The following is a 21,324-nucleotide window of genomic DNA, read 5'->3' on the forward strand; positions in this document are numbered from 1 at the left end:
TCCCCCGGCCTCGACGACGGCATGGACCTCCACGCCCTTGCGCCCAAGGGATCTGACGGCGCCGAGGGTTCCGTGGTGGAACGGATTCCGATCGAGTCTGAGCAGAACTGCAGGCACAAGGTTGCCGAACGCGTGCATGGGAACGGTGTCTTTCACCTAGTCGGACCAAGCGGGGATGGTGCGCACCTGCGAATGGCCTATGCAGCGGTCAACGGACAGGCCATTCGTCAGATCTGATGTCTAACCTCTTTGGTAAGCACACCGATTCGGGAAAGCTCGGGAGACGCCATGCCCAGACCAGGCCGCCGACTGGCGAGCACCTGCATCGGTACGGTCACGGCCGGACTGCTTGCTACCGGCGCCGCCCTCGCGGCGCCCGAGGACGACCAGCCCCAGGGCTCCGACATCGCCATGGGCGCCTATCTCGACTACGGGCCGCCCGGGGTCGCCCGGATCCCGTACCTGTCGCGCTGGCTGGGCGGCAAGGAGATCCGGGTCGGCCACACCTATCTGCCCGGCGACCGGTGGGCCGGCATCGAGGGACGCGTCAGCTTCCTCGAGGACTGGGCGGAGTGGCGCCAGGAGAAGGACGACCGGATGTTCGTCCTGAACGTCCCCATGCAGGCGCACAACGAGGACCGGGTGCCGGACTACCAGGTGGCCCAGCTGATCAGGGCGGGCGCGGAGGGCGCGTACGACCGGCACTTCACGAGGCTGGCCGAGCGCCTGGTGGAGCTGGGCGTCCCGGACACGGTGATCGTGCTCGGCTGGGAGATGAACGGCGTCACGTACACCCATCGCTGCGCGCCGGACCCGGAGAACTGGAAGGCGTACTGGAGGCGCATCGTCAACGCGATGCGCGCCGTGCCCGGGCAGGAGTTCAAGTTCGACTTCGCCCCGAACCGGGGTTCGGACGCGATCGGCTGGACCAGGTGCTACCCGGGCGACGACGTGGTCGACGTCGTCGGAATGGATTCGTACGACCAGGCTCCGGGCCGGACCTTCGACGACCAGGTCACCCAGCCGTACGGGCTCCAGGACCATGTCGACTTCGCGAAGGCGCACGGCAAAGAGATCTCGTACCCGGAGTGGGGGCTGTTCCGGCGCGGGGACAATCCGGAGTACGTACGGCGCATGCTGAAGTGGATCGAGCAGCACAAGCCGCTCTACCACACCCTCACCGACTACTGCCCGCACGGCGTGTGGCAGTGCAAGGCGAACCCGGAGTCCGCGAAGGCCTTCCGCGCCGCGCTGACCCCGGAGAGGCCCGGCCCGGTGATCCCGACGCCGGTGGTGCCGACGCCGGTCATCCCGACCCCGGTCATCCCCACGCCGGTCATCCCGACGCCCGTGGTTCCGACCCCGCAGATCCCGACGCCCGAGATCCCGACGCCGCAGATCCCGACGCCCTCGCCGGTGATCCCGACGCCCGAGATCCCGCTCCCGGTCACCCCGAGCCCGCTGGTCCCCAGCCCGGAGATCCCGGCCCCGGCCAGCCCGAGCCCGGTCAAGCCCAGCCCGGAGATCCCGGCGCCGGCCAGCCCCAGCCCGGTAAAGCCGAGCCCGGTGAAGCCGAGCCCCGAGCCCAGCCCGCTGGTGCCGAGTCCCGAGGTCCCGGCGCCCGTGCCCTCGCCGGTGGCACCGAGTCCGAGTCCGACCCCGAGCCCGGTCACACCGAAGCCGCAGCCCGAGCCGGCCAAGCCTCTGCCCGTCCCGAACAGCACGCAGTGGTGCGTGCCGCTCAACTTCGGCGAGTGGCTCTCCAAGCTGGTCGGCAAGCAGTCCTTCTGCATTGAGCTCGGCTGGGCCAAGGCCTCCGATTTCTGGCCGTTCTAGGCGCGGCCAGCGCACCGGCACCGGTCGGGTCATCGCACGCGCAGTTCGTTCAGCCGCGCCCGCCAGTCCCTGGCGGCCGGCAGCGCCTCGCGCAGCACGTCCACCGCCCGCTCACGCCCCGTCACCTGCGACTCGTGCAGCCGCAGCAGGGGCGTGAGCGCGGTCGTGGCCAGCAGGAACCGCTGGTTGACGACCGTGTCGGGCCGCCAGTGGTTCTTGTACGGCTCGTTGCCGCGCAAGAAGCTCACCACCGGGTGGCCCTCCGCGAGGGCCCGGCCCGCCTCGTAACGCAGCAGCAGCGTCGTCACGTCCACCTTCCGCGCCCGCAGGTCCGGGTCGGCCCCGTACAGGTAGCCCCCGCTCAGCGCGGCCGACAGCAGCGTGACGTTGGCGGCGACCACCTTCCCGTCGAGCCGGAACTCCGTGAGCCGCCCTTCCCCGGCCCGCACCATCCGCCGGGTGGCCCGGGTCAGGTGCTCGGCGAACCGGGGCTTGAGGTGCTCGGGGGTCACCCCGCGGCCGCGCCACTGCTTCTCGTGCAGCCGCAGCAGCGTGCGTACCGCGCGCGGTACCTCTTGCTCGGTGACCTCGCGCTCCTCGATCCCTGCCGCGTCGGTCTTGCGCAGCTTGGCCCGTACCCGCTGGCCGCCCGAGGCCGGCATCCGCTTGACCAGCTCGTCGAACGGCAGCGCGGGCAGCTCCATACAGGTGGAGTCGGCCAGCCTGGTGCGGACCCCGGGCCATGCCTCGAACACCGCCTCGGCGGCGGCCCCGGGGCGTACCTCGCGCAAGTCGACCACCGCGCCGCGGGCGGCCCGGTGCAGGCCTCGGGCCAGGGCCGGGACGACCTGGTCGGCGTGCTCCGCGGCCACGAGCACGTCGAAGTAGTCGGTGATTCCGCCGCCGAGCGGCACGAGCAGCGGCAGCGGCCGGTGTACGAGCATCAGCGCGGCCGCGCCGACCAGCTCGTCGCCGCGCCGCACGAGGACGATCCGGAGCCGGCCGTCCTTCCCGTAGGACAGCCACCAGGAGTGCAGCCAGGCGTGGTTCTGGAACGGGGTGGCGGTGGGGCAGTCGCGGACGAGCCGGTTCCACGGCTCCTCCAGCGTGGCGAACTGCCGGGGATCGCGGCACAGGGTCACCGACAGGGCCCCGGCGGAGCCCGTCGTCATCGCGCGGACTCCTTCTCCTTGGCCTCGGCGTGCTCACCCTGGGCGGGCAGCGAGGCGAACTCGCCGGCCACCGCGTCGACGGCGGCGTCCTCACGCTCCTCGCGCTCCTCGCGCCGCCGCGCGGGCCTCGCCAGCAGCCACAGCCCGCCGAGCAGCCCACCGGCGCACAGGCCGACGGCCCCGCTGATCGGCGCGGACGGCGAGGAGGGGTCGCTCGGCGCGACGGCCTGGTTGAACAGCAGCAACTGCACACCGGTGTTCTTGGCGCCCTGATTGCTGCTCAGCGACAGGGCGTCGGCGACCGCGTTGGCGATGTCGGCGGCCTCGCTCGGGCTCTTCGCCGTCCCCGTGATGGCGATCATCGGCGACTCGGGGGACGTCTCGGCGCGCACCTGGGTCCGCAGCTTCTGGACGGCGATGCCCGCGCGGGGCTGGGCGTACGCGAGGGTGGAGCTGCTGGTGGCGATGCGGGCGTAGGCCTGGGCGAAGCCGAGGGCGGTGGCCGGCTCGGTGGTGTCGTCCGGGACGGCGACGACGTAGCTGGTGGCGGCGTACTCGGGTGCCTTGAGCACCCCGTACGCCCCGCCCGCGGCCAGCCCGAGCAGGGCGGCGACGGGCAGCGGCCACCACGCGGGCGGCGGCAGGAACCGCACCCGGCGGCGGTGGTCGGACTTCTTCTGGTCTGCGGTGTCGGCCATGAGCGTGCTCACTTCCTGGGTGGAGAGGGCGTTCCTTCGGGTCCCAACCGGGGACCCCTGCGGGGGTGGATCAGCCGGGTTCGCCCGCGGCCATCCGGTCGGCTCCGGGCCCCCCGGCCCCCGGCGGGCCGGGCGGCCGGGCCGCGATGGCGCCGGGCGTTCCCAGCCCCGCGAGGGGACTCCGCCCGGCGGCGGCCGGAGGAATTCGAGGCGTCGAGTCCGGGTCGGAACCGACCGGATCAACGACGGAGCCCGCCCGGTCCGGGGCGGCGGCCCGGGCGGGGGCGGGGGCGGAGCCGGCCCGGTCCGGGGCGGCGGCCCGGGCGGGGGCGGAGCCGGCCCGGTCCGGGGCGGCGGCCCGGGCGGGGGCGGAGCCGGCCCGGTCCGGGGCGGCGGCCCGGGCGGGGGCGGAGTCGGCCCGGGGTGCGGTCACTGGCGCGGCCAGCGCAAGGGCGTAGACGCCCAGGAGCCGTTCCGCACTGCGGGCGATGTCGTAGCGGCGGACCACGGGCGGCGGCGGCAGGCGGCGCGCGCCCGCCTCCATGTGGCCACGCAGGGCCGCGGCCAGTTCCTCCGTGCCCGTGCCGATCCGCCGCGCGCCCGGGGCCTGGGCCGCGGGCAGGTCGTCGATCGCCGGGCAGGTGACGTGCAGCACGGGCAGCCCGGCGGCCAGGGCTTCGACCACCGCCAGGCCGAACGCCTCCTCCCGCGACGGGGACACGAAGACGTCCATGGCGGCGAGCAGCGCGGGGATCCCCGGCGTGCGCCCGTCCGCGCTGTCGCCCAGCGGATCCCGCTCGCCGAGCAGGTGGATCCGGCTCTGCGCGCCGAGCTCGGCGGCGAGCCGGCGGAGCGAGGCGCGCTCGGGCCCGTCCCCCGCCAGCAGCAGATGCGCGCCCGGCAGCGCGGCGACCGCCCGCACCAGTACGTCGAACCGCTTCCCCGGCACCAGCCGCCCCACGCCGCCGACCACGAACGCGCGCTCCGGCAGCCCGGTCCGGGCCCGCGTGGACCGGCGTACCCCCTCGTCGAAGCGGAACCGCACGGCCTCGATCCCGTTCGGTACGACATGCACCCGCGCGGCGGGCACCCCCCACCCCTCCAGTCGCGCCGCCACCGTGTCGGAGACGGCCACCGTCGCCGCGCCCAGCCGCTCACTGGCCAGGTACAGGGCCCGGACCCGGCCCGACAACGGGCGGCCCTCGATCTCGCCCTCCCCGAGCGAGTGCTCGGTGGCCACCGTGGTGCCCACCCCGGCGAGGCGGGCGGCGAGGCGGCCGTACACACAGGCCCGGTACAAGTGGGTGTGCACCAGGTCGTAGCGGCCGTGCCGGATGAACCGCACCAGCCTCGGCAGGGCGCCCAGGTCCCGGTTCCCCCGCATCCCGAGGTGCACCACCCGCACCCCGTCGGCCCGCAGCCCCTCGGCCACCGGCCCGGGGTTCGTCAGCGTCAGCACGTCGCACTGCATCGGCATGTGCCGCAGCAGCAGCCGCAGTTGCTGCTCGGCGCCGCCGACGCCCAGCCCCGTGATGATGTGCAGCGCCTTCACCACCGCACCCCCCGCGCCAGCTCCCGCGCCTGGTGGCGCAGCTGCTTGACGCGCAGCCGCCGCCCTCCGTCGGCCTGGCTGATGTGCGTACGCGGCATGGCGTGCGGGCCTGCCAGCCGCCCGGGGTCGATGGCGCAGGCGTACCCGTACCCGACGGCCCGCGTCGCGGCGACCACCCGGGCGTCGAGATGCCCGTACGGGTAGCAGAATCCCTCCGGCAGCGTTCCCGTCAGCTCGCGCAGCAGCTCGCGGCTGCCGCGCAGCTCCTGCTGGAGCACGTCGTCGGCGGTCGCGGTGAGGTCCTGGTGGAGCAGTCCGTGCGAGCCGATCTCCTGCCCGGCGGCCGCGACTTCGCGGATGCCCTCGGCGGTGAGCAGGGACTTGCGCGGCCCCAGCGGGTCCCACACGTTGTCCACCCCGAGCCGCCCCGGCAGCACGAACAGCGTGGACGTGCAGTCGTAGCGGTGCAGCAGGGGCAGCGCCCGGGTCAGGTAGTCGGTGTAGCCGTCGTCGAAGGTGAGCCCGACGAGCCCGGCCCCCCGCCCGGCCGCGCGGGCCCGCAGCAGCTCGCCGACCGACACCCCGCGCAGGCCCCGGGAGCGCAGCCACAGCAGGTGGGCCTCCAGGACGTGCGGGGTGACGGTGATGCCGTACGGGTCCTCGGCGGGGTCGGTGAACTCGGCGACCGAGTGGTACATCAGGACCCACGGCGAAGCGGTCCGGCGGGCGGGAACCCGCGCGGCGGCGGGCGCCGTGTCGGTGTCAGCGGACATTGCGGAACCTCTGGGTGAGCTGGGAGGAGAGCTGGGAGATCTGGGCGGGCAGGGCGGTGACTTCGAGCGCGCGTATGGCCGTCCCGGCGGCGCCGAACATGGCCGGGACCAGCAGGCAGCCGAGCGCGGCGCTGAGCAGCGGGTCGGGGATCATCGGCCCGGCGATCCAGCCGGTGACACAGGCGGCGAGGGCGGAGACCGCCAGCCGGCCGATGCTCACGGCCACCCGGCGGACCTGGATGGGGATGATCCGGGAGCCGAGTCCGGTGAGCAGCAGGACGGCGGTGGTCGAGATGCCGGCCGCGTTGGCGCCGGCGATGCCGTACGTGCCCCACCAGCGGACGGCGAAGGCCCCGGCCACGATGTTGACGAGCAGTCCGGCGCCCATCGCGAGCGCCGGGAACCAGGTGGGCCGGGCGGTCGAGAAGAAGGGCCGGCTGAGCGCCCCGACGAGGCAGTGGCCGAGGAGCCCGATTCCGTAGACCCGCATGACGGAGGCGGTGGCGAGGGTGTCCCGGTGGGTGAAGGCACCGCGCTCGAAGAGGACTTCGATGATCTGGGGCGCGTACCCGATGACGAGCGCGCTGCCCATCAGGACGGCGAGGGAGGCGAGCGCGAGGTCCTGCTCGACGCGCCGCCGGGCCTTTTCCCGCTCTCCGCCGGCCATGGCCTGGGCCACCACGGGGAAGGTGACGGTGCAGATCATCAGTGACAGCACCATCGGCATCTGCGCGACCTTCTGCGCGTAGTTGAGGTGCGAGATGGCGCCGGGCGGCAGGGAGGCGGCGAGGAACCGCTCCACCAGGACCTGGGACTGCCGGAACACGGCGAAGAAGATCACTGGAGCGATCAGCCCGAAGGCGATCAGGGTGGGCCGGTCCCGGTCGCGCTGGCTGCGCGGTGCGAGTTTGGCGCGGGGCGGGCCGAAGCCCACGTTCCTGATGAACGCGGGCAGTTGGACCAGCACCATCAGCAGCCCGCCGACGGCGACTCCGGCGGCGGCGGCGCGCACCCCCCATACGGCGTGCAGGGCCACCATCGCCCCGATGATCCCGACGTTGTACGACACGTAGATGGCGGCGGGCGGCAGGAAGGAGCGGTGCGCCCGCAGCGCGGCGCTGAAGTAGCCCGCGATCCCGAAGGAGAGCACGGTCAGGGCGGTCAGCCTGGTGCACTCGACGGCCAGTGCGGGGTCCGGCAGTCCGGGCGCGAGCACACCGACGACGAGCGGCGCGGCGACGATCAGTACGGCCGCCACCGCGGCCAGGAACGCCGCCAGTCGCGGCAGGGTCGCCCCCACGAGCAGCCGTACGGGGTCCTGCGCGCGGGCCTGCCTGCGGGTGAGCCCGGCCCTGCTGGCCGCGCGCCGGGCCAGGGCGTGGCTGAACGCGGGCACCATCAGCAGCGCCATGGCGTCCTCGATCAGCAGCGTCGAGGCCATCTCGGGCACGGTCCAGGCGATCAGGAAGGCATCGCTGTCGTGCCCCGCGCCGAAGAGGTGCGCGATGGTCTGGTCCCGCACCAGCCCGAACACCGCCCCGGCGGCGGTCAGCCCGGCGGTGACGGCGGCGGCCTTGGCAAGAACCCGCCCGAGCGGCGCCGGCCCACTCCCGCCGGCCCCACCGGCCGAGTCCCCCCGCCGCGGCCCATTCCCGCCGCCACCACCGGGCGCGTCAGTCAGCCCCGACACCCCGGCAGCCCCATGCGGCCCGTGCCCTCCGGCACTACCGGGCCCGTCAGCCAGCCCCGACACCCCGGCAGCCCCATGCGGCCCGTGCCCTCCGGCACTACCGGGCCCGTCAGCCAGCCCCGGCACCCCGGCAGCCCGCCGCGGCCCGCTCCCGTCGGCACTACCGGGCCCGTCAGCCAGCCCCGGCAACCCGGCAGCCCGACCCGGCCCGCTCCCCCCAGCACTACCGGGCCCGTCAGCCAGCCCCGGCACCCCGGCAGCCCGCCGCGGCCCGCTCCCGCCAGCACTACCGGGCGCCTCGGGCAGCCCCGGCACCCCGGCACCCCGCCGCCCGGCCCGAACCGGCCCGCCGAGCCCGGCCTCCGGCGCGAAGCCGGTGCCACCCCCGCGGCGCGAAAAACACCGCCCACGCCCTGCGGCAGCCATCGCCGGCACAGCCGGAGCAGCGCCCGGCCCCACAACGGGAGGCCGCGAAACCTCGGCGGAACCGACGCCCCCCTCCGCGGACGGCCCAACAACGGGCGGGCGCGAAACCTCGGCGGAACCGACGCCCCCCTCCGCGGTCGGCCGCACAACAGGGGGCCGCAAGGCCTCGCCGGGACGGACGGGCCCGTCCGCGGACGGCCCCACTACAGGAGGCCGCGAAACCTCGCCGGGCCCGACGGGCCCGTCCGAGCCGGTCGGCCCCGCAACGGGAGGCCGGGAAGTCTCGCCGGCCCCGTCCGCCCTCGACGCCCGGGCCTCGACGCCCGCTCCGGACGCGTCGGCTCCGGCGGAGGCGTCCACACCCGCCGCCAACGGCGACCGGCCCGCTCGGGCCGGTCTCCTGGGGCGCTGCCCCATACCCCGCGCCTCAAGCGCCGGCGAGGCTGAAAAGTCCCGCGAGGCACCGGCGTCGGGACGACTCGCCCCCGCGCCGGTCCCTGGCGTCGCTTCCCCGGCGGAGCCGAAGCCGATCCACGGCTCGAACGGCATGGAGCCACCGAAACGGTCCGGGGAGGCACCGGCATCGGGCCCACTCGCCCGCCCGCCGGACCCAGGCGCCGGCTCCCCGGCGGAGCCGAACCCAGTCCCCGCCGCGAACGGCACCGAGCCACCCGAACGACCCCGGGAAGCACCGGCATCGGGCCCACTCGCCCGCCCGCCGGACCCAGGCGTCGCCTCCCCGGCGGAGCCGAAGCCGATCCACGGCTCGAACGGCACGGGGCCACCCGAGCCCAGGGCGATCCCCGGCTCGAACGGAACGGAGCCACCCGAGCCCAAGACGATCCCCGACATGGGCGGCACGGGGCCGCCCGAGGCCAGGGCGATCCCCGGCTCGAACGGAACGGGGCCATCCGAGCCGACCCCCGACGCGGACGCGGACGCGGACGGCACAGGACCGCCCGAGCCCGAGACGACCCCCGGCCCGAACGATGCGGGGCCGCCGGGCGGGGCGGGAGTTGCGGCCACCTCGCCAGAGGCAAGCACCGGGCCCGCCGGGTCGGGAGGACGGCCCGCGGCCGCGGCGAGGTCAGTCGCCGCGGCCACGGGCCGCCAACGCGTCGTGTCGGTCACCGGCCGGCCGGCCCCTCAGGGCCCAGCCGGCCTGGACCGGCACCGGCACCGGCACCGGCACCCGAAGCCACACCGGCACCCACACTCACACGGGCTCCCACAGCGGCAGCGGAACCGGCACCCACAGCGGCAGCGGCACCTCCCGTACCCCCGTCCCCCGGCGACGGCAGGGCCCACCACGCCGCGAGTCCGATGATCACCCCGGTCAGGACGGTGGACGGGCCCCCGATGTCCGCGTAGAGGAAGTCGGTCAGCTGCCACACGAACATCCCGATCGCGACCAGCCCGCAGTCCCGGATCCCCCGCGCGGCCCCGTCCGAGGCGTAGCGCCGGATCCCCGCCACCAGCAGCGCGGCCCAGCCGCCCGCCAGCGCCGTCAGCCCGATCAGGCCCTGCTCGCTGAGGATCAGCAGGTACATGTTGTGCGGGGACAGCAGCGGCTGGCGGATGTACGCCTGCCCCGCGCCCCCGGTGTCGCTGCCCGAGGACAGCGCCAGCGAGGAGTGCCCGTCCCGGTGCGCCGGGAAGCCCTTCAGGCCCACCCCGGCGGCCGGCCGCTCGCGCCACATCGACTCGGCGGCGGCCCACATCGTGTAGCGGTCGGTCACCGACTGGTCGGGGGCGTCGGAGATCTGGGTGATCGAGGTCAGCCGCTCCACCACCATCTCGGAGCCGACCCCGAGCCCGCCCACCAGCACCACACCCGCCGCGCCCAGCGCCACGAGCACCTTCAGCGCCCGCCGGATCCCGGCCAGCCCCATCACCAGCACGGCCGCGCCCAAGGTGGCGATCCACGAGCCCCGGCTGAACGACAGCACCAGCGGCACCACCAGCACCAGCGCGCAGGCCCCCGAGATCCGCCGGACCCGCCTCGGCAGCCCCGGCGCCAGCGCCGCGGCCGTCGCGACGACCAGGCCGTACGCCACGACCGTGGCCATGCCCATCACGTCGCCGGGGCCGAAGGTGCCCACGGCCCGGATGTCCGCGCCCTGGTACGAGGCCCCGGTGTGGGTCACGTACTGCAGCACGCCCACCGCGCCCTGGAACACCGCCAGGACCACGAAGCACCCGCCGGCCAGCCGGAACTCCCGCGCGTCCCGCACCAGCAGCACGACCGCCGCCGGGACCAGCACGAACACCTGGAGGTAGCGCACGAACCCCGGCAGGGCCGCGTACGGATCCCCCGCCGTCGCCGTCGCCACCGCGAGCCCGACGGCGGGCAGCCCCAGCAGCAGCGCGCCCAGCGGGGTCAGCGCCCGCACCCGGCCCCGTAGCGCCTGGATCGCGCACACGAACACCAGCAGCAGCGACGCCGCGTCCGCCGGGCCGACCTTCCCGGACGCCGTGGCGTCACCGGCCGGGACCGGGGCGAGAAGCATCAGGACGGTCGCGGCGAGCGGCAGCAGCGGCCAGTGCCGGCGCAGCCCTCCCGCGAGATCGGGCCGGGCCCAATTCCCGTAAACCGCAAGGCTCATGATCAGCTCCCCCCGAGCCGGAAACGGAAGAACGAGGCCGCCGTGCGGGCCAGGATCCACAGGTCCTGCCACAGCGACCACGTGTCGATGTAGTGGTTGTCGAAGCGCGCCCGGTCCTCGATCGAGGTGTCCCCGCGCAGGCCGTTGATCTGGGCGAGCCCGGTGATACCTACGGGCATCCGGTGCCGTGCGTCGTAGCCGGGGTGAACGCTGCTGAACTTGGCGACGAAGAAGGGCCGTTCGGGACGCGGACCGACCAGGCTCATGTCACCCCGTACGACGTTCCACAGCTGCGGCAGCTCGTCCAGGGAGGACTTCCGCAGGAAGGAGCCGACCGGGCTCATCCCGTTGTCGCCCGCGACCGTCCACCGGGTGGCGGACTCGTGTTCGTCGGCGCGCAGGGTGCGGAACTTCAGCAGGGTGAACGGGCGCCCGTAGAGGCCGACCCGCTCCTGCCGGAAGATCACCCCCGGCCCGTCGGAGAGCCGTACGGCCAGTGCGCAGACGCCCATCACGGGTGCGGCGGCGATCAGCGCGACCGCGGCCAGCACCCCGTCGATGACCCGCTTGGCCAACCGCTCCAACGGCCGGACCGGGCGCGGCAGCAGCGGCTGGACGGCGTACCCCCACAGCTGGTCGGCGGGCTGCGCCACCCGCATGCCGGTGACCTTGGCGGTCCCGGCCGGGTCGGCGAGCCAGAGCCGGCAGCCGTGGTCGTGGAAGAGGCGGACCAGCGAGGCGGTGCGCTCGTCGGCCTCAGGCGGGCGGGTGAACACCGCGTGCCGGACCGAGTTCTGGATGACCGCGCGGCGGATGTCCTCGTGGGTGGCGAGCACCGGCACCTGACCGCCGTCCCCGTCGGCGGTAGATCCGGTGTCGGCGATTCCGACCGGGCGCAGCCCGTACTCGCGGCGCCCGTGCAGCGCGGCGGCGACGGCGCTCGCGCCCTCGCCGGGCCCGACGACCAGCGCCGAGCAGGGCCTGCGGACGGCGGAGCGGCGACGGAGCCGGTTCACGGACCCGCGTCCCGCGCACGCCAGTACGACCTGGAGGCAGATAGCACTGAGCAGCACGCCCCAGCCCATCGCCACGTCCGGCCGGACGGCGGCCACGACGGCGGCGGCCCCGCACCACAACGCGGCGGCCCGCCCGGCCAGCGCGGGCAGTTCAAGCAGCGCGGAGGGCGCGAGCCGCGGCCGGTACAGCCCGGCCTGCGCGTGCAGCGCGGCGAGGAATACGGCGATCAGCCCGGCCGCCCCGCCCTGCAGGCCCAGCCCGGGCACGGCCGCGGCGGTGAGGACGACGGCCAGCGCGTCGGCGGTCAGCAGCGGGAGGACCCCGTCGCGGCGGCGGACCCGGCGCGGCCGGACGGCGGCCCTGGCCTGGTAGGCCCTGGGCCCGCGCGGGGGGTGGATGGCGGTCACGGAACGGCGGACGGCGGTGGTGCCGGTACTGCCGCCGGCGGGCCCCGTGCCGCCCTGCCCGTGCCGGGCGGGTGCGCTGTCCATCGTCATCGGCTGATGCGCTCCTGTTTCAAGGGCCGGGGCCTGCCCAGCAGTTCGTGGTACAGACCGGTGACCGCGTCCGTGGTCCGCCGCACGTCGAAGTCGGTCCGGGCGTGTTGCCGGGCCTGCTCTCCGAGTTCGGTGAGCAGCCGCGGTTCGGTGAGCAGCCGCCCCAGGCCCTCGGCCAGCGCCGTCGGGTCCTCCGGCGGGACCAGGCACAGGCGTGCCTGGCCGGGCGGCAGGCTCTCCCGGGCGCCGCTGACGTCGGAGACCAGGACCGGGCGGCCACAGGCCATGGCTTCGAGCGGGGCGAGCGCCATGCCTTCCCACCGCGACGGCAGTACAACGAGATCGGCGGCCCGAAGCCACGGCCGGATGTCGGCGGCGGCACCGGCGAAGTGCACCCCGGGCGGGGCGAGGCGGCGCAGCCGTTCGGTGTCGGGCCCGTCGCCGACCAGGGCCAGGCGGGCGTCCGGGACCGTGCCCAGCAGCTCCTGCCAGGCCCGCAGCAGGATGTCCTGGCCCTTCTGGTGGCAGAGCCGGCCGACGCACACGGCGAGTGGGCCGTCGCCCCGCAGGCCCGCGGGCAGGGGAAGTCCGGCGCGCGCCAGGGCCCGGTCGTGATCCCGGTCCGGCCCGCCGGGGCGGAAGTGGTCCAGGTCCACGCCGTTGCGGATCACCGCCCAGCGGGCGGTGATCCCCTCGGTCTCGCCGGCCCGGCGTTCGGCCTCGCTGACGCACAGCACCCGGTCGGCCCAGCGGGCCGCGTACCGCTCCCAGCGCAGCGCGAGGGCGGCCGTCGCCCCGCCGACGGCGTCGAAGGACCAGGCGTGCGGCTGGAAGACGGTGGGCACGGCCCCGCGCACGGCGAGCCGGCCCGCCAGCCCGGCCTTGGCGCTGTGGGCGTGCAGGACGTCGGGCCGGACCCGGCGGATCAGCCGCCGGGCGCCGGGCACTTCGGAGGCCAGCCCCGGCCCGGGGGCGCGTCCGGCCCGCCAGGTGAGCACCTCGGCCCCGGCCTCCCGGGCGGCGTCGGCGAGCTGTCCGCCGGGCGGGCAGCCGACGACGGTCCGCAGTCCGGCGGCGGACTGTGCGCGGACGAGGTCGACGACGACCCGTGCGACACCGCCGTCCACGGGCTGGACGAGGTGGAGGACGGTCAGGGGCTGTGCGTTGGCAGGCAGCGCGTTCGAAGGCTGTACCGCCGAGGGCAGTACGTTCGAAGGCTGTGCCACAGAGGACTGGGCCGGCGGGGACTGGGCCGGCGGGGACTCGGCCACAGAGGGCTGGGCCGTCGAAGAACGGACTGTCGAGCGAGTTGTCGACACGTGGAGTGATCTCCTACGTTCAGCGGCGCGCGTCTGTCTGAACGAAGAGCACACCGAGGAAATTGCCTTGGCTTTCGCCCGCGAACTTGAAGCTCAGGCTGCGGGCGCCACCGGACAGGGCGGGGCTCAGATCGAACACGTCCGCGTCATATCCGAGGTTATTCATGTGTTCGGGCTGGCGCGCGAACGAGGGATGTCCGAATTCCGTGATCGTGGAATTCATAACATCATTAAAAGGATTTTCTGCATCGCTGAGGCTCAGCCGGCGGCCGCTGTCCGCGGTTACCGTGAGTGAGTCCCCGAGGGTCCCGCGGTCTCCGTCGTAGGCGACCACGCCGACCTTCCCCGAGGACCCCGCCGCCGCGGCCAGGCCGGTCACCTCGACCGTTTCGCCCGCCTCCTCGCCGGCGCCGGCGGCCAGCCCCTCGAAGCCGTCCCACAGCGAGACCCTGCGAAGCGGCTCCTGCGGGTGCTCGTAGGCCACGACCAGCGTCCAGCCGCCCCAGGCACCCACCTCCGAGTGACCCATGGCGATGTTGAGCTGGGCGACCGTCCACATGCCGGCGCCGCCCTTGCGGACCAGCGGGGTCACATCGGCCGAGGCCTGGTAGGCGTCGCTGCCCGCATCGCTGCGGTGGCCGATCACCGTGTCGGCCAGCACTTCCTTGTACGCGCCGGCCGGCTCGGCGACCAGCACCCGGCCGTTGTCCTCGGGCGGCTTCTGCTCACCCACCCGGAGGTTGCCGCCCCAGTAGAGCCTGGCGTACGAGACCTTCGCACCCTGCGGGACCTTGAGCTCGGCCCGGGTGGAGTTGTAGGTGTCGGGGTCCTTGTCGACCTCGCTGTAGAACATCTCGAAGTCGCTGTTGACCCCGGGCGCGCCCCGCTTGACCTCGGCACACGGCTCGGCCTCCGGGGACACCTCCTTGCGGCAGCTGATGCTCGAGTTGGAGGCCCGGACGAGCCCGCCGTGCTGCACGGCCTGATAGCGCTGGGTGAACGGGACGCGGGGCAATTCGCGCGTCCCCACAGGTGGCGAGGCCCCCGCGACGGGGACGTTCGCGGAAAGGATGAGGCAGGACAGCAGACCGAGCGTGCCGAGGATTCTGCGGGAGGAACCCATACCCTGTCTCCAATTTCGATCAAGGGGACAAAACAGGAGTGAACTTTGTCAGAAAACGGGCTGGAAATCACGTCGGACTCGCTCGTACGGCCTTTTGGGCGATAGCACGCACCCCTGGAGTGGGCGGGTCGTTATGTGGTTGCACCATTGTTCAAACCGAAAGAAAAAACGGAGATGCAGAAGAGGCTGATGCGCGGCACCACCCTGGCCGTCGCGTGCGCTGCGATGCTGATGGGCGGCGCGGGCCTCGCCTCCGCGAACGGTGGCGACGGCGCGACGGCAGAGGGCTTCGCGGCCGAGTCCCCCGGTGCCTGAGCGGCAACCTGCTCCAGGTCCCGGTGCACGTCCCGGTGCACGTCTGCGGCAACACCGTGAACATCATCGCCCTGCTGAACCCGGCGTTCGTCAATCACTGCATCAACGCCTGACGTCAGCACGATCGTCAACCGTGCTGCCCGAAACTTCGGCATTCGAGTGAAGTCACGCAACCCGAGCCAGGGCCGTGGCGTTGATCCGGGTGCTTCAGTGCCGGGCAATCCTGCAAAAAAGGGACGACAATGATCAAGAAGATGATGGCGGCGGCCGCGGTCGCAACCTCGGTCGTGGGCATGGGTGCCGCCATGGCGCCGCAGGCGATGGCCATCGGGAACGACAACGGCATCAACACCGTGAACGGCAACGGGGCCTCGCAGATCTACGGCAACCAGGCCACCTACGGCAACATGAGCCCGCAGATGGCGCTGATCCAGGGCTCCTTCAACAAGCCCTGCATCGCCCTGCCCGGGAAGGCCAGCGTGCAGTCCCTCGTCGGCGTGATCCCGATCGGTGTCCAGGACCTCAACGTCCTCTCCAGCCCGCAGAACCAGCAGTGCACCGAGAACTCGACCCAGGCCAAGGGCGACGAGGCTCTCTCGCACATCCTGGACAACATCCCGATCCTCTCCGGCAACATCTCCGCCGGCAGCTGATCGCACCCCCGTCAGCGAGGCCGCCGCACCTTTCGGTCGCGGCGGCCTCGCCGCGTGCAGGGCAATCGATAATGACGGCGTAAATCCACTCCTAATTCATGGGCCACTGGCAACGGAGTGAATTGAGGAGCAGGCGCCGAAATTTCTGCGGTTTCTTTTCCCGAAGCCACTCGTTGTTATTTCTGCAGTGGATACGCCTCTGCGGGAAGGATCGAAATCAAATGAAGTACAAGAAGGCAGTGGTGCTGGCCGCCGGCGCTCTGATGGCCGCCGGTGTCGCCTCCCCCGCCATGGCGGACGCCGACGCCACGGGCTACGCCGTGGGGTCCCCCGGCGTGCTGTCCGGCAACCTGCTCCAGGTCCCGGTGCACGTCCCGGTGAACGTCTGCGGCAACACCGTGAACATCATCGCCCTGCTGAACCCGGCCTTCGGCAATCACTGCATCAACGCCTGACGACGCAGCTTTGCCCGCGAGGGCAGACCTCCTCGGGGTGGCCTCGGAGTGCACGGCGGCGCACTCCGAGGCCACCTTCGATTCAGCACCGGCGGCAGAGCCGGTAGACAGGGAAGGACCCATGCGACAGGTACTGAGCCGACAGGTACTGGGCAAGGGGATGCTCACGGCCGCGGCCGCGTCCAGCCTGCTGTCGATCGCGACCGGCGCGGCGTACGCGTCCGGGGCGACGGCCGAGGCCTCGCATTCGCCGGGCGTGCTGGCCGGCAACAGCGTCTCGGTACCGATCACGTTCTCACCGAACGTGTGCGGCAACAGCGTGGACGGCGGCGGCGCCCTGAACCCCGCGTTCGGCAACCACTGCGCCACCACGACCGGCTCCGACGCCGGCCACGACTACGCGCGCTACCTCAGCCCCGAGCACGCCGAGGCCTTCGAGCAGTACCTCGACGAGCGCGACGCACGGCGCACCCTGCCGCGCCAGCGCGACGAGGAACCACGCCACGAGGACCAGGGGTACGGGGAACAGCGCCAGCAGGAGCCCCGGCAGCAGGAGCCCCGTCACGAGGAGCCCCGGTACGAGGAATCCCGGCAGCAGGAGCCCCGTCACGAGGAGCCCCGTCACGAGGAATCCCGGCAGCAGGAGCCGCGGGCCGAAGGCAGTCACGCCGGTAACCCCGGTCACGACGGCTACGGCGGCCCCGGCGGGGAGGACCGGCAGACCAACGGCGGCGACGAGGAGTGCGACGACCACCCTCAGCCCGAGGCGCAGTACCCGGCTCCGCACACGCTCCCCGCCCCGGCGCCCCACACCCCGGAGCAGGAGACCCCCGCACAGGAGGCACCGGCACCGCAGCCCGAGGTGCAGCCCGCGCCCGAGCAGCAGCCGGTCCCGCTTCCCGCGCCGGCATCCGTCCCGGGCCAGGAGCAGGAAACCCCCCACACGCTCCCCGCCCCGGCCCCGTCGGCACCGGCGGCACCGGCCCTCCACGTTCCCGCCCCCGCGCAGGAACTGGCCGAGACCGGTGCGGGTCAGCCCGCGGCCGCGGCGGCCCTCGCCACGGCTCTGATCCTGGGTGGCGCCATTCTGTACCGGAGGTCCCGTATCGCCTGAGGGCAATACCGGTAATCGGAAGAAATATCGGCCGGAGAATCCTTTGTCGGATTCTCCGGCCGATGCTGTTGACTCATTCGTTTCCGCGTTTGGTCTCGGCACGGTCACGCGTTTCCGCAGCGGCGCCGAATCGTTACCCAGGGCGAAAGTGGCGCGACGGTCGCCACTGGAAAAGGATTTCGAAAATGAAGCTCTCGAAGGTCGCCGCTGTCGTCGCCGGCTCCGTCGCCGCCCTCGGCGCCTCCGCCCCCGCCTTCGCCGCCGATTCTGCGGCCGGGATGCCCCCCATGAGCGTGACGAGCGGGGTGACGGAGGTGGTGAACGCCGTCAACCCCGTCTCGGAGGCCCTTCCCGAGACCCTGGGCGACGCGGTGGCCGAGCAGGGTCAGACCGTCGGCAAGGCCGTGGGCGCCGTGCAGAGCGTCAACAAGGTCCGCAACAATGCGCCGGGCGAGGTACTCGGCCTCGCGAACGGGGCCACCCAGGCCTCCCCGCTCCTCGGCGGCGTGAAGCTCAACGGCGGGGCCCACTGAACCGCCCCGGACAAGACTGTGGGCGCCACCGGCGAGGCCGGGGGCGCCCACAGTCAGGTGTGCCGACTGACGTCAGTCGTTGACGCAGATGTTGCCGAACGTGGGGTTCAGCGCCGCGATGAAGTTCACGGTGTTGCCGCAGATGTTCACCGGGATGTGGACCGGGACCTGGAGCAGGTTGCCGGAGAGGACGCCGGGGGAACCCACGGCCGCGCCCTCGGCCGACGCGTCGGCGACGGCGGAGCCGGCGGCACCGGCCGCGGCGAGACCGGCGGTGGCCAGAACCAGGGCGGCCTTCTTGGCAGAGTTCATGGGAAGTGCACCTTCTGTTCGATGTTCTGCCCCGATCCGGGGCTCACACCGAGCGAAACGGTCCACCTTGCCATGACGACACGGGTCCGGACGCAATCAGACCTGTTCAGCTCAATAGTCGTAACCATGCACGGTTACGGCAGGTTCGGGACGTCCGGAATGTCGGGGATCGCCGGCGCCTCGGGCACGAGTTCCACCGGCGGCGCCACCGGAGCCACCGGAGCCACCGGAGCCACCGGAGCCACCGGAGCTACCGGAGCTACCGGAGCTACCGGAGCCACCGGAGCTACCGGATCGGCGACCGGCAGCTTCGGGATCGGGACGTCCGGGATCTCCGGGATGGGAACGTCCGGGATGGGAACGTCCGGGATGGGAACGTCCGGAATCGGGACGTCCGGGATCGTGATCCCGGGGATCGGGATGTCCGGGATGTCCGGAATCTCGGGGATCGCCGGCAGGTCCGGCAGCGTCGGGAGCTGGATGGACGGGAGTTTCACCCCGGGCAGCAGGGTCCCCAGCGAATTGAGGAGATCCTCCAGGGTCTTGGACACCCCGGCGAGGATGTCGTCGAGCGGGCCGGCTGCCGCCGCGCGCTGGTCGATCTCCTGCTGGGCGGCCTCCACCCGCTTCGTGACGGCGGCGGAGTCCGCACCGTCCGCGGCGCCCGCGGGGGCGGCCGCGCCGGAGAGTATGACGACCGCGAGGGCCGACGGGACAAGGACGCGGATGCGAGACGACTTCGTGTGGCGCATGGGAGTTCCTTCTGGTGGTCGCGCTTAGGCGGACCGAACGATCCGCTTCCTTACTCACCGTGCGAACACCTTCCACGGACCGCAACCGGAACGCAGCCGGATGCCTCCCGCCACTGGGGGCTACGTACGGACTTCGGGCAGGCGTCCGGGGCAGGCTCACCCACGCCGGGGAAAAGCACACCCCGAACGGACCGTTTGAGTGAAGAAACGGAACCAACCCCCTGGCAGGCCGGTTGGTCAGGGCGCTCCACTAGCGGGCACTCGTGCGACAAAAGGACCAATGATGCTTAAGAAGATCATGACCGCTGCCGCGGTTACCGCCGTTGCGGTCGGCGCGGGCGCTGCTGTTGCGGCCCCGGCCATGGCCATCGGCAACGACAACGGGATCAACACCATCAACGGAAATGGTGCCCACCAGATCTACGGGAACCAGAAGACCCACGGCGACCTGAGCCCGCAGCTCAGCCTGGTCCAGGGCACCCTGAACAAGCCCTGCATCGCCCTGCCGCAGAAGATCAACGTCCAGTCGCTCGTCGGCGCGGTCCCGATCGGTGTCCAGGACATCAACGTCCTGTCCAACCCGCAGAACCAGCAGTGCACCGAGAACTCCACCCAGGCGAAGGGCGACGAGCCGCTCTCGCACATCCTGGACAACATCCCGATCCTGTCGGGCAACGCCTCGGTCGGCAGCTGACGTCCACTCCCTTTTACGGCACGGCCCTCTGGCGCCCGTGGAGCGATGTGACGAGGGCCCCGGCAGCCTCCAGTTGCCGGGGCCCTCGCATGCGCGGTGCGAGCGGCTCAGCCGGTCCAGAACTCCCACCACCGGGTGAGGATCAGCATCCCGATCACTCCGACGTGCAGGGCGGGCGGGGCCCAGCCGAACTCGGTGAAGAATTCCCGCACCGGGCCGGGTGCGGGCAGTGCGCCCGTACGGACGTTGTGCGCGGTGACCGCCCAGAACATCAGCAGCGTCGCCGTCCAGGCCAGACAGCACCACAGGCACAGCGCGTTGATCTCGTACAGCGACTGGACCATCAGCCAGGAGCAGAAGCCGACTCCGAAGAGCGTGCCCGCGTTCAGGCCTAGCCAGAACCAGCCGCGGTAGCGGGCGCCGGCCAGCAGGCCCGCGCCGACGCACACCACGACCGCGTAGGCGACCAGTCCGAGCATCGGGTTGGGAAAGCCGAAGGCCGCCGCCTGCTCGCTCTGCATGACGCTGCCGCAGGAGACCACGGGGTTGAGGCTGCACGCCGGCTTGAAGTCCGGGTCCTCCAGCAGGAGGAACTTGTCGAGCGTGATCACCCAGGAGGCCAGCACCCCGGCGGCCCCGGTGAGCAGCAGCAGCCAGGCCGGCCCCCTGGGGGGCGCGTCGGACTCGCTCTCGGTTCGCGTGCGGGGCCGCCCCTGCCGACGCGGGGCACCCACTGTATTCGTTGCCATGCCGCCCATAGTCCCGCGCTCCCTCCCAAACTCGGCCGAACCATGCCTGCCCATATGGAAGTTGACCTGAAGGTGTGGCGGGAACCCCTGTTGCCTCCCGGACGTTTTACCGAATCCCGGACGCGATGTCAGAGCCAGGGGCTACGTTGAGCTTCCGCGAAGTAACTAGCTGCGACGGCCTGGAGACCCACCTTGAGCGATCCGTACGAGACAACCGAGGCGCACCTCGAGCGACTCCTGGGCCGCGCCCTCAACTCCTACGACCTGCCTGACGGGTTGGTCGAGCGCCTCGGCACAGCGCTCGCCCACAGCTCTTCGCTGTACACCACCCACCACAGCCCGGCGGCGGGTCTGTGGCGGGAGACCCACCGGCACACGTACCTGCTGGCAGACGGCGGGGCGGTGTCACTGTGGGAGCTGGCGTACCGGCTGGAGGGCGACCGGACCATCCGGCACGAGATATTCGCGGGCACGGCGGAGGCCTCGCTGGCGGTGGCCCGGCTGTTCGGCGAGATCCCGTCGAAGTCGATACTGACGGAGGAGTCGCCGGAGGCCGATGTGGCGGCGCTGAGCGCGCTGTTCGCGACGTCGGATCCGGCGCGGCGACACCGGGAGTACGAGGTGGACCAGTCCGCCGACCACGCCCGGCGGGTGCTGCGCCGCGCGGAGAACACGGACCGGCCGGGTGAGCGGGTGGCGCGGCGGCTGCGGTCGGCGTACGCGCACCAGATCACCCAGGCGTTCGGGGGCCGCCAGTGCCTGGCGGACGGGCGGGACGCGGGATTCAGCCTGTACGAGCACGCGTTCGTCCTGCTGGACGGGGGCGAGGTCAGCCTGTGGGAGGTCGAGCACACGGCGACACCGGACGGTCGGCACATGTGCGAGGTGTATGAGACCGAGGCCGTCGCCCGCGGAGCGATGAAACTCCGCGCCCGCGTCCGCTGACCCGGCCCACGGCACACCCCCGGGGCGGAGCCCCGGGGAACGGTGGAAGGGCGGGTAGGGGACAGCCCCGCAGGGCTAGTGCCGTGGCCGGAA

Annotated in this window: 18 protein-coding genes and 2 pseudogenes; 8 read left to right on the forward strand and 12 right to left on the reverse strand. The window is 72.9% G+C overall.

All coding sequences use genetic code 11. From position 1 onward, the window contains the following. Positions 1 to 288 precede the first annotated feature (288 nt). Positions 289 to 1,836 (forward strand): glycosyl hydrolase, encoded by a 1,548-nt coding sequence (locus tag J7I97_RS04210; RefSeq protein WP_214931011.1) that lies wholly within the window; start codon positions 289 to 291, stop codon positions 1,834 to 1,836. Between the two features lie 29 nt (positions 1,837 to 1,865). On the opposite strand, the gene J7I97_RS04215 is transcribed toward J7I97_RS04210, so the two are convergent. The 9 genes and pseudogenes from J7I97_RS04215 to J7I97_RS04255 form a co-directional block, all read right to left on the reverse strand. Next, positions 1,866 to 3,008 carry a GNAT family N-acetyltransferase gene (locus J7I97_RS04215; protein WP_214931012.1) on the reverse strand — a complete coding sequence of 381 codons (1,143 nt, stop codon included), beginning with the start codon at positions 3,006 to 3,008 and terminating at the stop codon, positions 1,866 to 1,868. After that, complete coding sequence (locus tag J7I97_RS04220; protein WP_214931013.1) at positions 3,005 to 3,706, reverse strand: lipopolysaccharide biosynthesis protein; 702 nt, start codon at positions 3,704 to 3,706, stop codon at positions 3,005 to 3,007. Before J7I97_RS04220 ends, J7I97_RS04215 begins: the two co-directional genes overlap by 4 nt. A 442-nt stretch (positions 3,707 to 4,148) precedes the next feature. Beyond that, a pseudogene (locus J7I97_RS04225) lies at positions 4,149 to 5,258 on the reverse strand (glycosyltransferase); the annotation flags it as partial. Beyond that, the gene (locus tag J7I97_RS04230) at positions 5,255 to 6,031 is read right to left on the reverse strand and encodes a polysaccharide deacetylase family protein (protein ID WP_214931015.1); all 777 of its coding nucleotides are present in this window, start codon (positions 6,029 to 6,031) and stop codon (positions 5,255 to 5,257) included. The pseudogene J7I97_RS04225 and the gene J7I97_RS04230, both read right to left, overlap by 4 nt. Further along, positions 6,021 to 7,784, reverse strand: a complete 1,764-nt coding sequence (murJ, locus tag J7I97_RS04235; protein WP_374195435.1) for a murein biosynthesis integral membrane protein MurJ — start codon at positions 7,782 to 7,784, stop codon at positions 6,021 to 6,023. Before murJ ends, J7I97_RS04230 begins: the two co-directional genes overlap by 11 nt. Before the next feature lie 1,490 nt (positions 7,785 to 9,274). Continuing rightward, on the reverse strand, positions 9,275 to 10,753 hold the full coding sequence (locus tag J7I97_RS04240) for an O-antigen ligase family protein (protein ID WP_214931016.1): 1,479 nt from the start codon (positions 10,751 to 10,753) through the stop codon (positions 9,275 to 9,277). A 2-nt stretch (positions 10,754 to 10,755) separates the two neighbouring features. Further along, positions 10,756 to 12,267, reverse strand: coding sequence for an exopolysaccharide biosynthesis polyprenyl glycosylphosphotransferase (locus J7I97_RS04245; RefSeq protein WP_374103720.1), 1,512 nt, complete (start codon positions 12,265 to 12,267; stop codon positions 10,756 to 10,758). Then, positions 12,264 to 13,442 carry a glycosyltransferase gene (locus tag J7I97_RS04250; RefSeq protein ID WP_214931065.1) on the reverse strand — a complete coding sequence of 393 codons (1,179 nt, stop codon included), beginning with the start codon at positions 13,440 to 13,442 and terminating at the stop codon, positions 12,264 to 12,266. Before J7I97_RS04250 ends, J7I97_RS04245 begins: the two co-directional genes overlap by 4 nt. A 163-nt stretch (positions 13,443 to 13,605) precedes the next feature. Beyond that, on the reverse strand, positions 13,606 to 14,709 hold the full coding sequence (locus tag J7I97_RS04255) for a DUF3344 domain-containing protein (protein ID WP_251058465.1): 1,104 nt from the start codon (positions 14,707 to 14,709) through the stop codon (positions 13,606 to 13,608). 174 nt (positions 14,710 to 14,883) lie between these two features. Between J7I97_RS04255 and J7I97_RS04260 the strand changes: the two are divergent. The 5 genes and pseudogenes from J7I97_RS04260 to J7I97_RS04280 all read left to right on the forward strand — a co-directional run bounded on the left by J7I97_RS04260 (position 14,884) and on the right by J7I97_RS04280 (position 17,779). Further along, a pseudogene (locus J7I97_RS04260) lies at positions 14,884 to 15,137 on the forward strand (chaplin). A 129-nt stretch (positions 15,138 to 15,266) separates the two neighbouring features. Next, positions 15,267 to 15,677 carry a rodlin gene (locus J7I97_RS04265; protein WP_214931017.1) on the forward strand — a complete coding sequence of 137 codons (411 nt, stop codon included), beginning with the start codon at positions 15,267 to 15,269 and terminating at the stop codon, positions 15,675 to 15,677. 221 nt (positions 15,678 to 15,898) lie between these two features. Then, a complete protein-coding gene (locus J7I97_RS04270; RefSeq protein ID WP_214931018.1) occupies positions 15,899 to 16,132 on the forward strand; it encodes a chaplin in 234 nt (77 codons plus the stop codon). A gap of 121 nt (positions 16,133 to 16,253) precedes the next feature. After that, positions 16,254 to 17,246 carry a chaplin gene (locus tag J7I97_RS04275; protein WP_214931019.1) on the forward strand — a complete coding sequence of 331 codons (993 nt, stop codon included), beginning with the start codon at positions 16,254 to 16,256 and terminating at the stop codon, positions 17,244 to 17,246. A 185-nt stretch (positions 17,247 to 17,431) separates the two neighbouring features. Then, a complete protein-coding gene (locus J7I97_RS04280) occupies positions 17,432 to 17,779 on the forward strand; it encodes a hypothetical protein (RefSeq protein WP_214931020.1) in 348 nt (115 codons plus the stop codon). Between the two features lie 72 nt (positions 17,780 to 17,851). Here the strand turns inward: J7I97_RS04280 and J7I97_RS04285 are convergent, their stop codons facing one another. After that, positions 17,852 to 18,091 (reverse strand): chaplin, encoded by a 240-nt coding sequence (locus tag J7I97_RS04285; protein WP_214931021.1) that lies wholly within the window; start codon positions 18,089 to 18,091, stop codon positions 17,852 to 17,854. 134 nt (positions 18,092 to 18,225) lie between these two features. Beyond that, positions 18,226 to 18,843: a hypothetical protein gene (locus J7I97_RS04290; RefSeq protein WP_214931022.1), complete on the reverse strand. Its 618-nt coding sequence runs from the start codon at positions 18,841 to 18,843 to the stop codon at positions 18,226 to 18,228. Between the two features lie 283 nt (positions 18,844 to 19,126). Between J7I97_RS04290 and J7I97_RS04295 the strand changes: the two genes are divergently transcribed. Continuing rightward, entirely contained in the window at positions 19,127 to 19,537 is a 411-nt protein-coding gene (locus J7I97_RS04295; protein ID WP_214931066.1) for a rodlin, read from the forward strand. Between the two features lie 107 nt (positions 19,538 to 19,644). On the opposite strand, the gene J7I97_RS04300 is transcribed toward J7I97_RS04295, so the two are convergent. Next, positions 19,645 to 20,286: a vitamin K epoxide reductase family protein gene (locus tag J7I97_RS04300; RefSeq protein WP_214931023.1), complete on the reverse strand. Its 642-nt coding sequence runs from the start codon at positions 20,284 to 20,286 to the stop codon at positions 19,645 to 19,647. 192 nt (positions 20,287 to 20,478) lie between these two features. On the opposite strand from J7I97_RS04300, the gene J7I97_RS04305 reads away from it, so the two are divergent. Then, positions 20,479 to 21,231, forward strand: a complete 753-nt coding sequence (locus J7I97_RS04305) for a DUF6227 family protein (protein ID WP_214931024.1) — start codon at positions 20,479 to 20,481, stop codon at positions 21,229 to 21,231. Positions 21,232 to 21,324: the final 93 nt, after the last annotated feature.

Origin of the sequence: Streptomyces sp. ISL-87, from assembly GCF_018614095.1 — a bacterium.
Lineage (GTDB): Bacteria > Actinomycetota > Actinomycetes > Streptomycetales > Streptomycetaceae > Streptomyces.

Coding starts and splice junctions, on each gene's coding strand:
- J7I97_RS04210 (WP_214931011.1), top strand. CDS start 289: ATGCCCAGACCAGGCCGCCGACTGGCGAGCACCTGCATCGGTACGGTC.
- J7I97_RS04215 (WP_214931012.1), bottom strand. CDS start 3,008: ATGACGACGGGCTCCGCCGGGGCCCTGTCGGTGACCCTGTGCCGCGAT.
- J7I97_RS04220 (WP_214931013.1), bottom strand. CDS start 3,706: ATGGCCGACACCGCAGACCAGAAGAAGTCCGACCACCGCCGCCGGGTG.
- J7I97_RS04230 (WP_214931015.1), bottom strand. CDS start 6,031: ATGTCCGCTGACACCGACACGGCGCCCGCCGCCGCGCGGGTTCCCGCC.
- J7I97_RS04240 (WP_214931016.1), bottom strand. CDS start 10,753: ATGAGCCTTGCGGTTTACGGGAATTGGGCCCGGCCCGATCTCGCGGGA.
- J7I97_RS04245 (WP_374103720.1), bottom strand. CDS start 12,267: ATGACGATGGACAGCGCACCCGCCCGGCACGGGCAGGGCGGCACGGGG.
- J7I97_RS04255 (WP_251058465.1), bottom strand. CDS start 14,709: ATGGGTTCCTCCCGCAGAATCCTCGGCACGCTCGGTCTGCTGTCCTGC.
- J7I97_RS04265 (WP_214931017.1), top strand. CDS start 15,267: ATGATCAAGAAGATGATGGCGGCGGCCGCGGTCGCAACCTCGGTCGTG.
- J7I97_RS04270 (WP_214931018.1), top strand. CDS start 15,899: ATGAAGTACAAGAAGGCAGTGGTGCTGGCCGCCGGCGCTCTGATGGCC.
- J7I97_RS04275 (WP_214931019.1), top strand. CDS start 16,254: ATGCGACAGGTACTGAGCCGACAGGTACTGGGCAAGGGGATGCTCACG.
- J7I97_RS04280 (WP_214931020.1), top strand. CDS start 17,432: ATGAAGCTCTCGAAGGTCGCCGCTGTCGTCGCCGGCTCCGTCGCCGCC.
- J7I97_RS04285 (WP_214931021.1), bottom strand. CDS start 18,091: ATGAACTCTGCCAAGAAGGCCGCCCTGGTTCTGGCCACCGCCGGTCTC.
- J7I97_RS04290 (WP_214931022.1), bottom strand. CDS start 18,843: ATGCGCCACACGAAGTCGTCTCGCATCCGCGTCCTTGTCCCGTCGGCC.
- J7I97_RS04295 (WP_214931066.1), top strand. CDS start 19,127: ATGCTTAAGAAGATCATGACCGCTGCCGCGGTTACCGCCGTTGCGGTC.
- J7I97_RS04300 (WP_214931023.1), bottom strand. CDS start 20,286: ATGGCAACGAATACAGTGGGTGCCCCGCGTCGGCAGGGGCGGCCCCGC.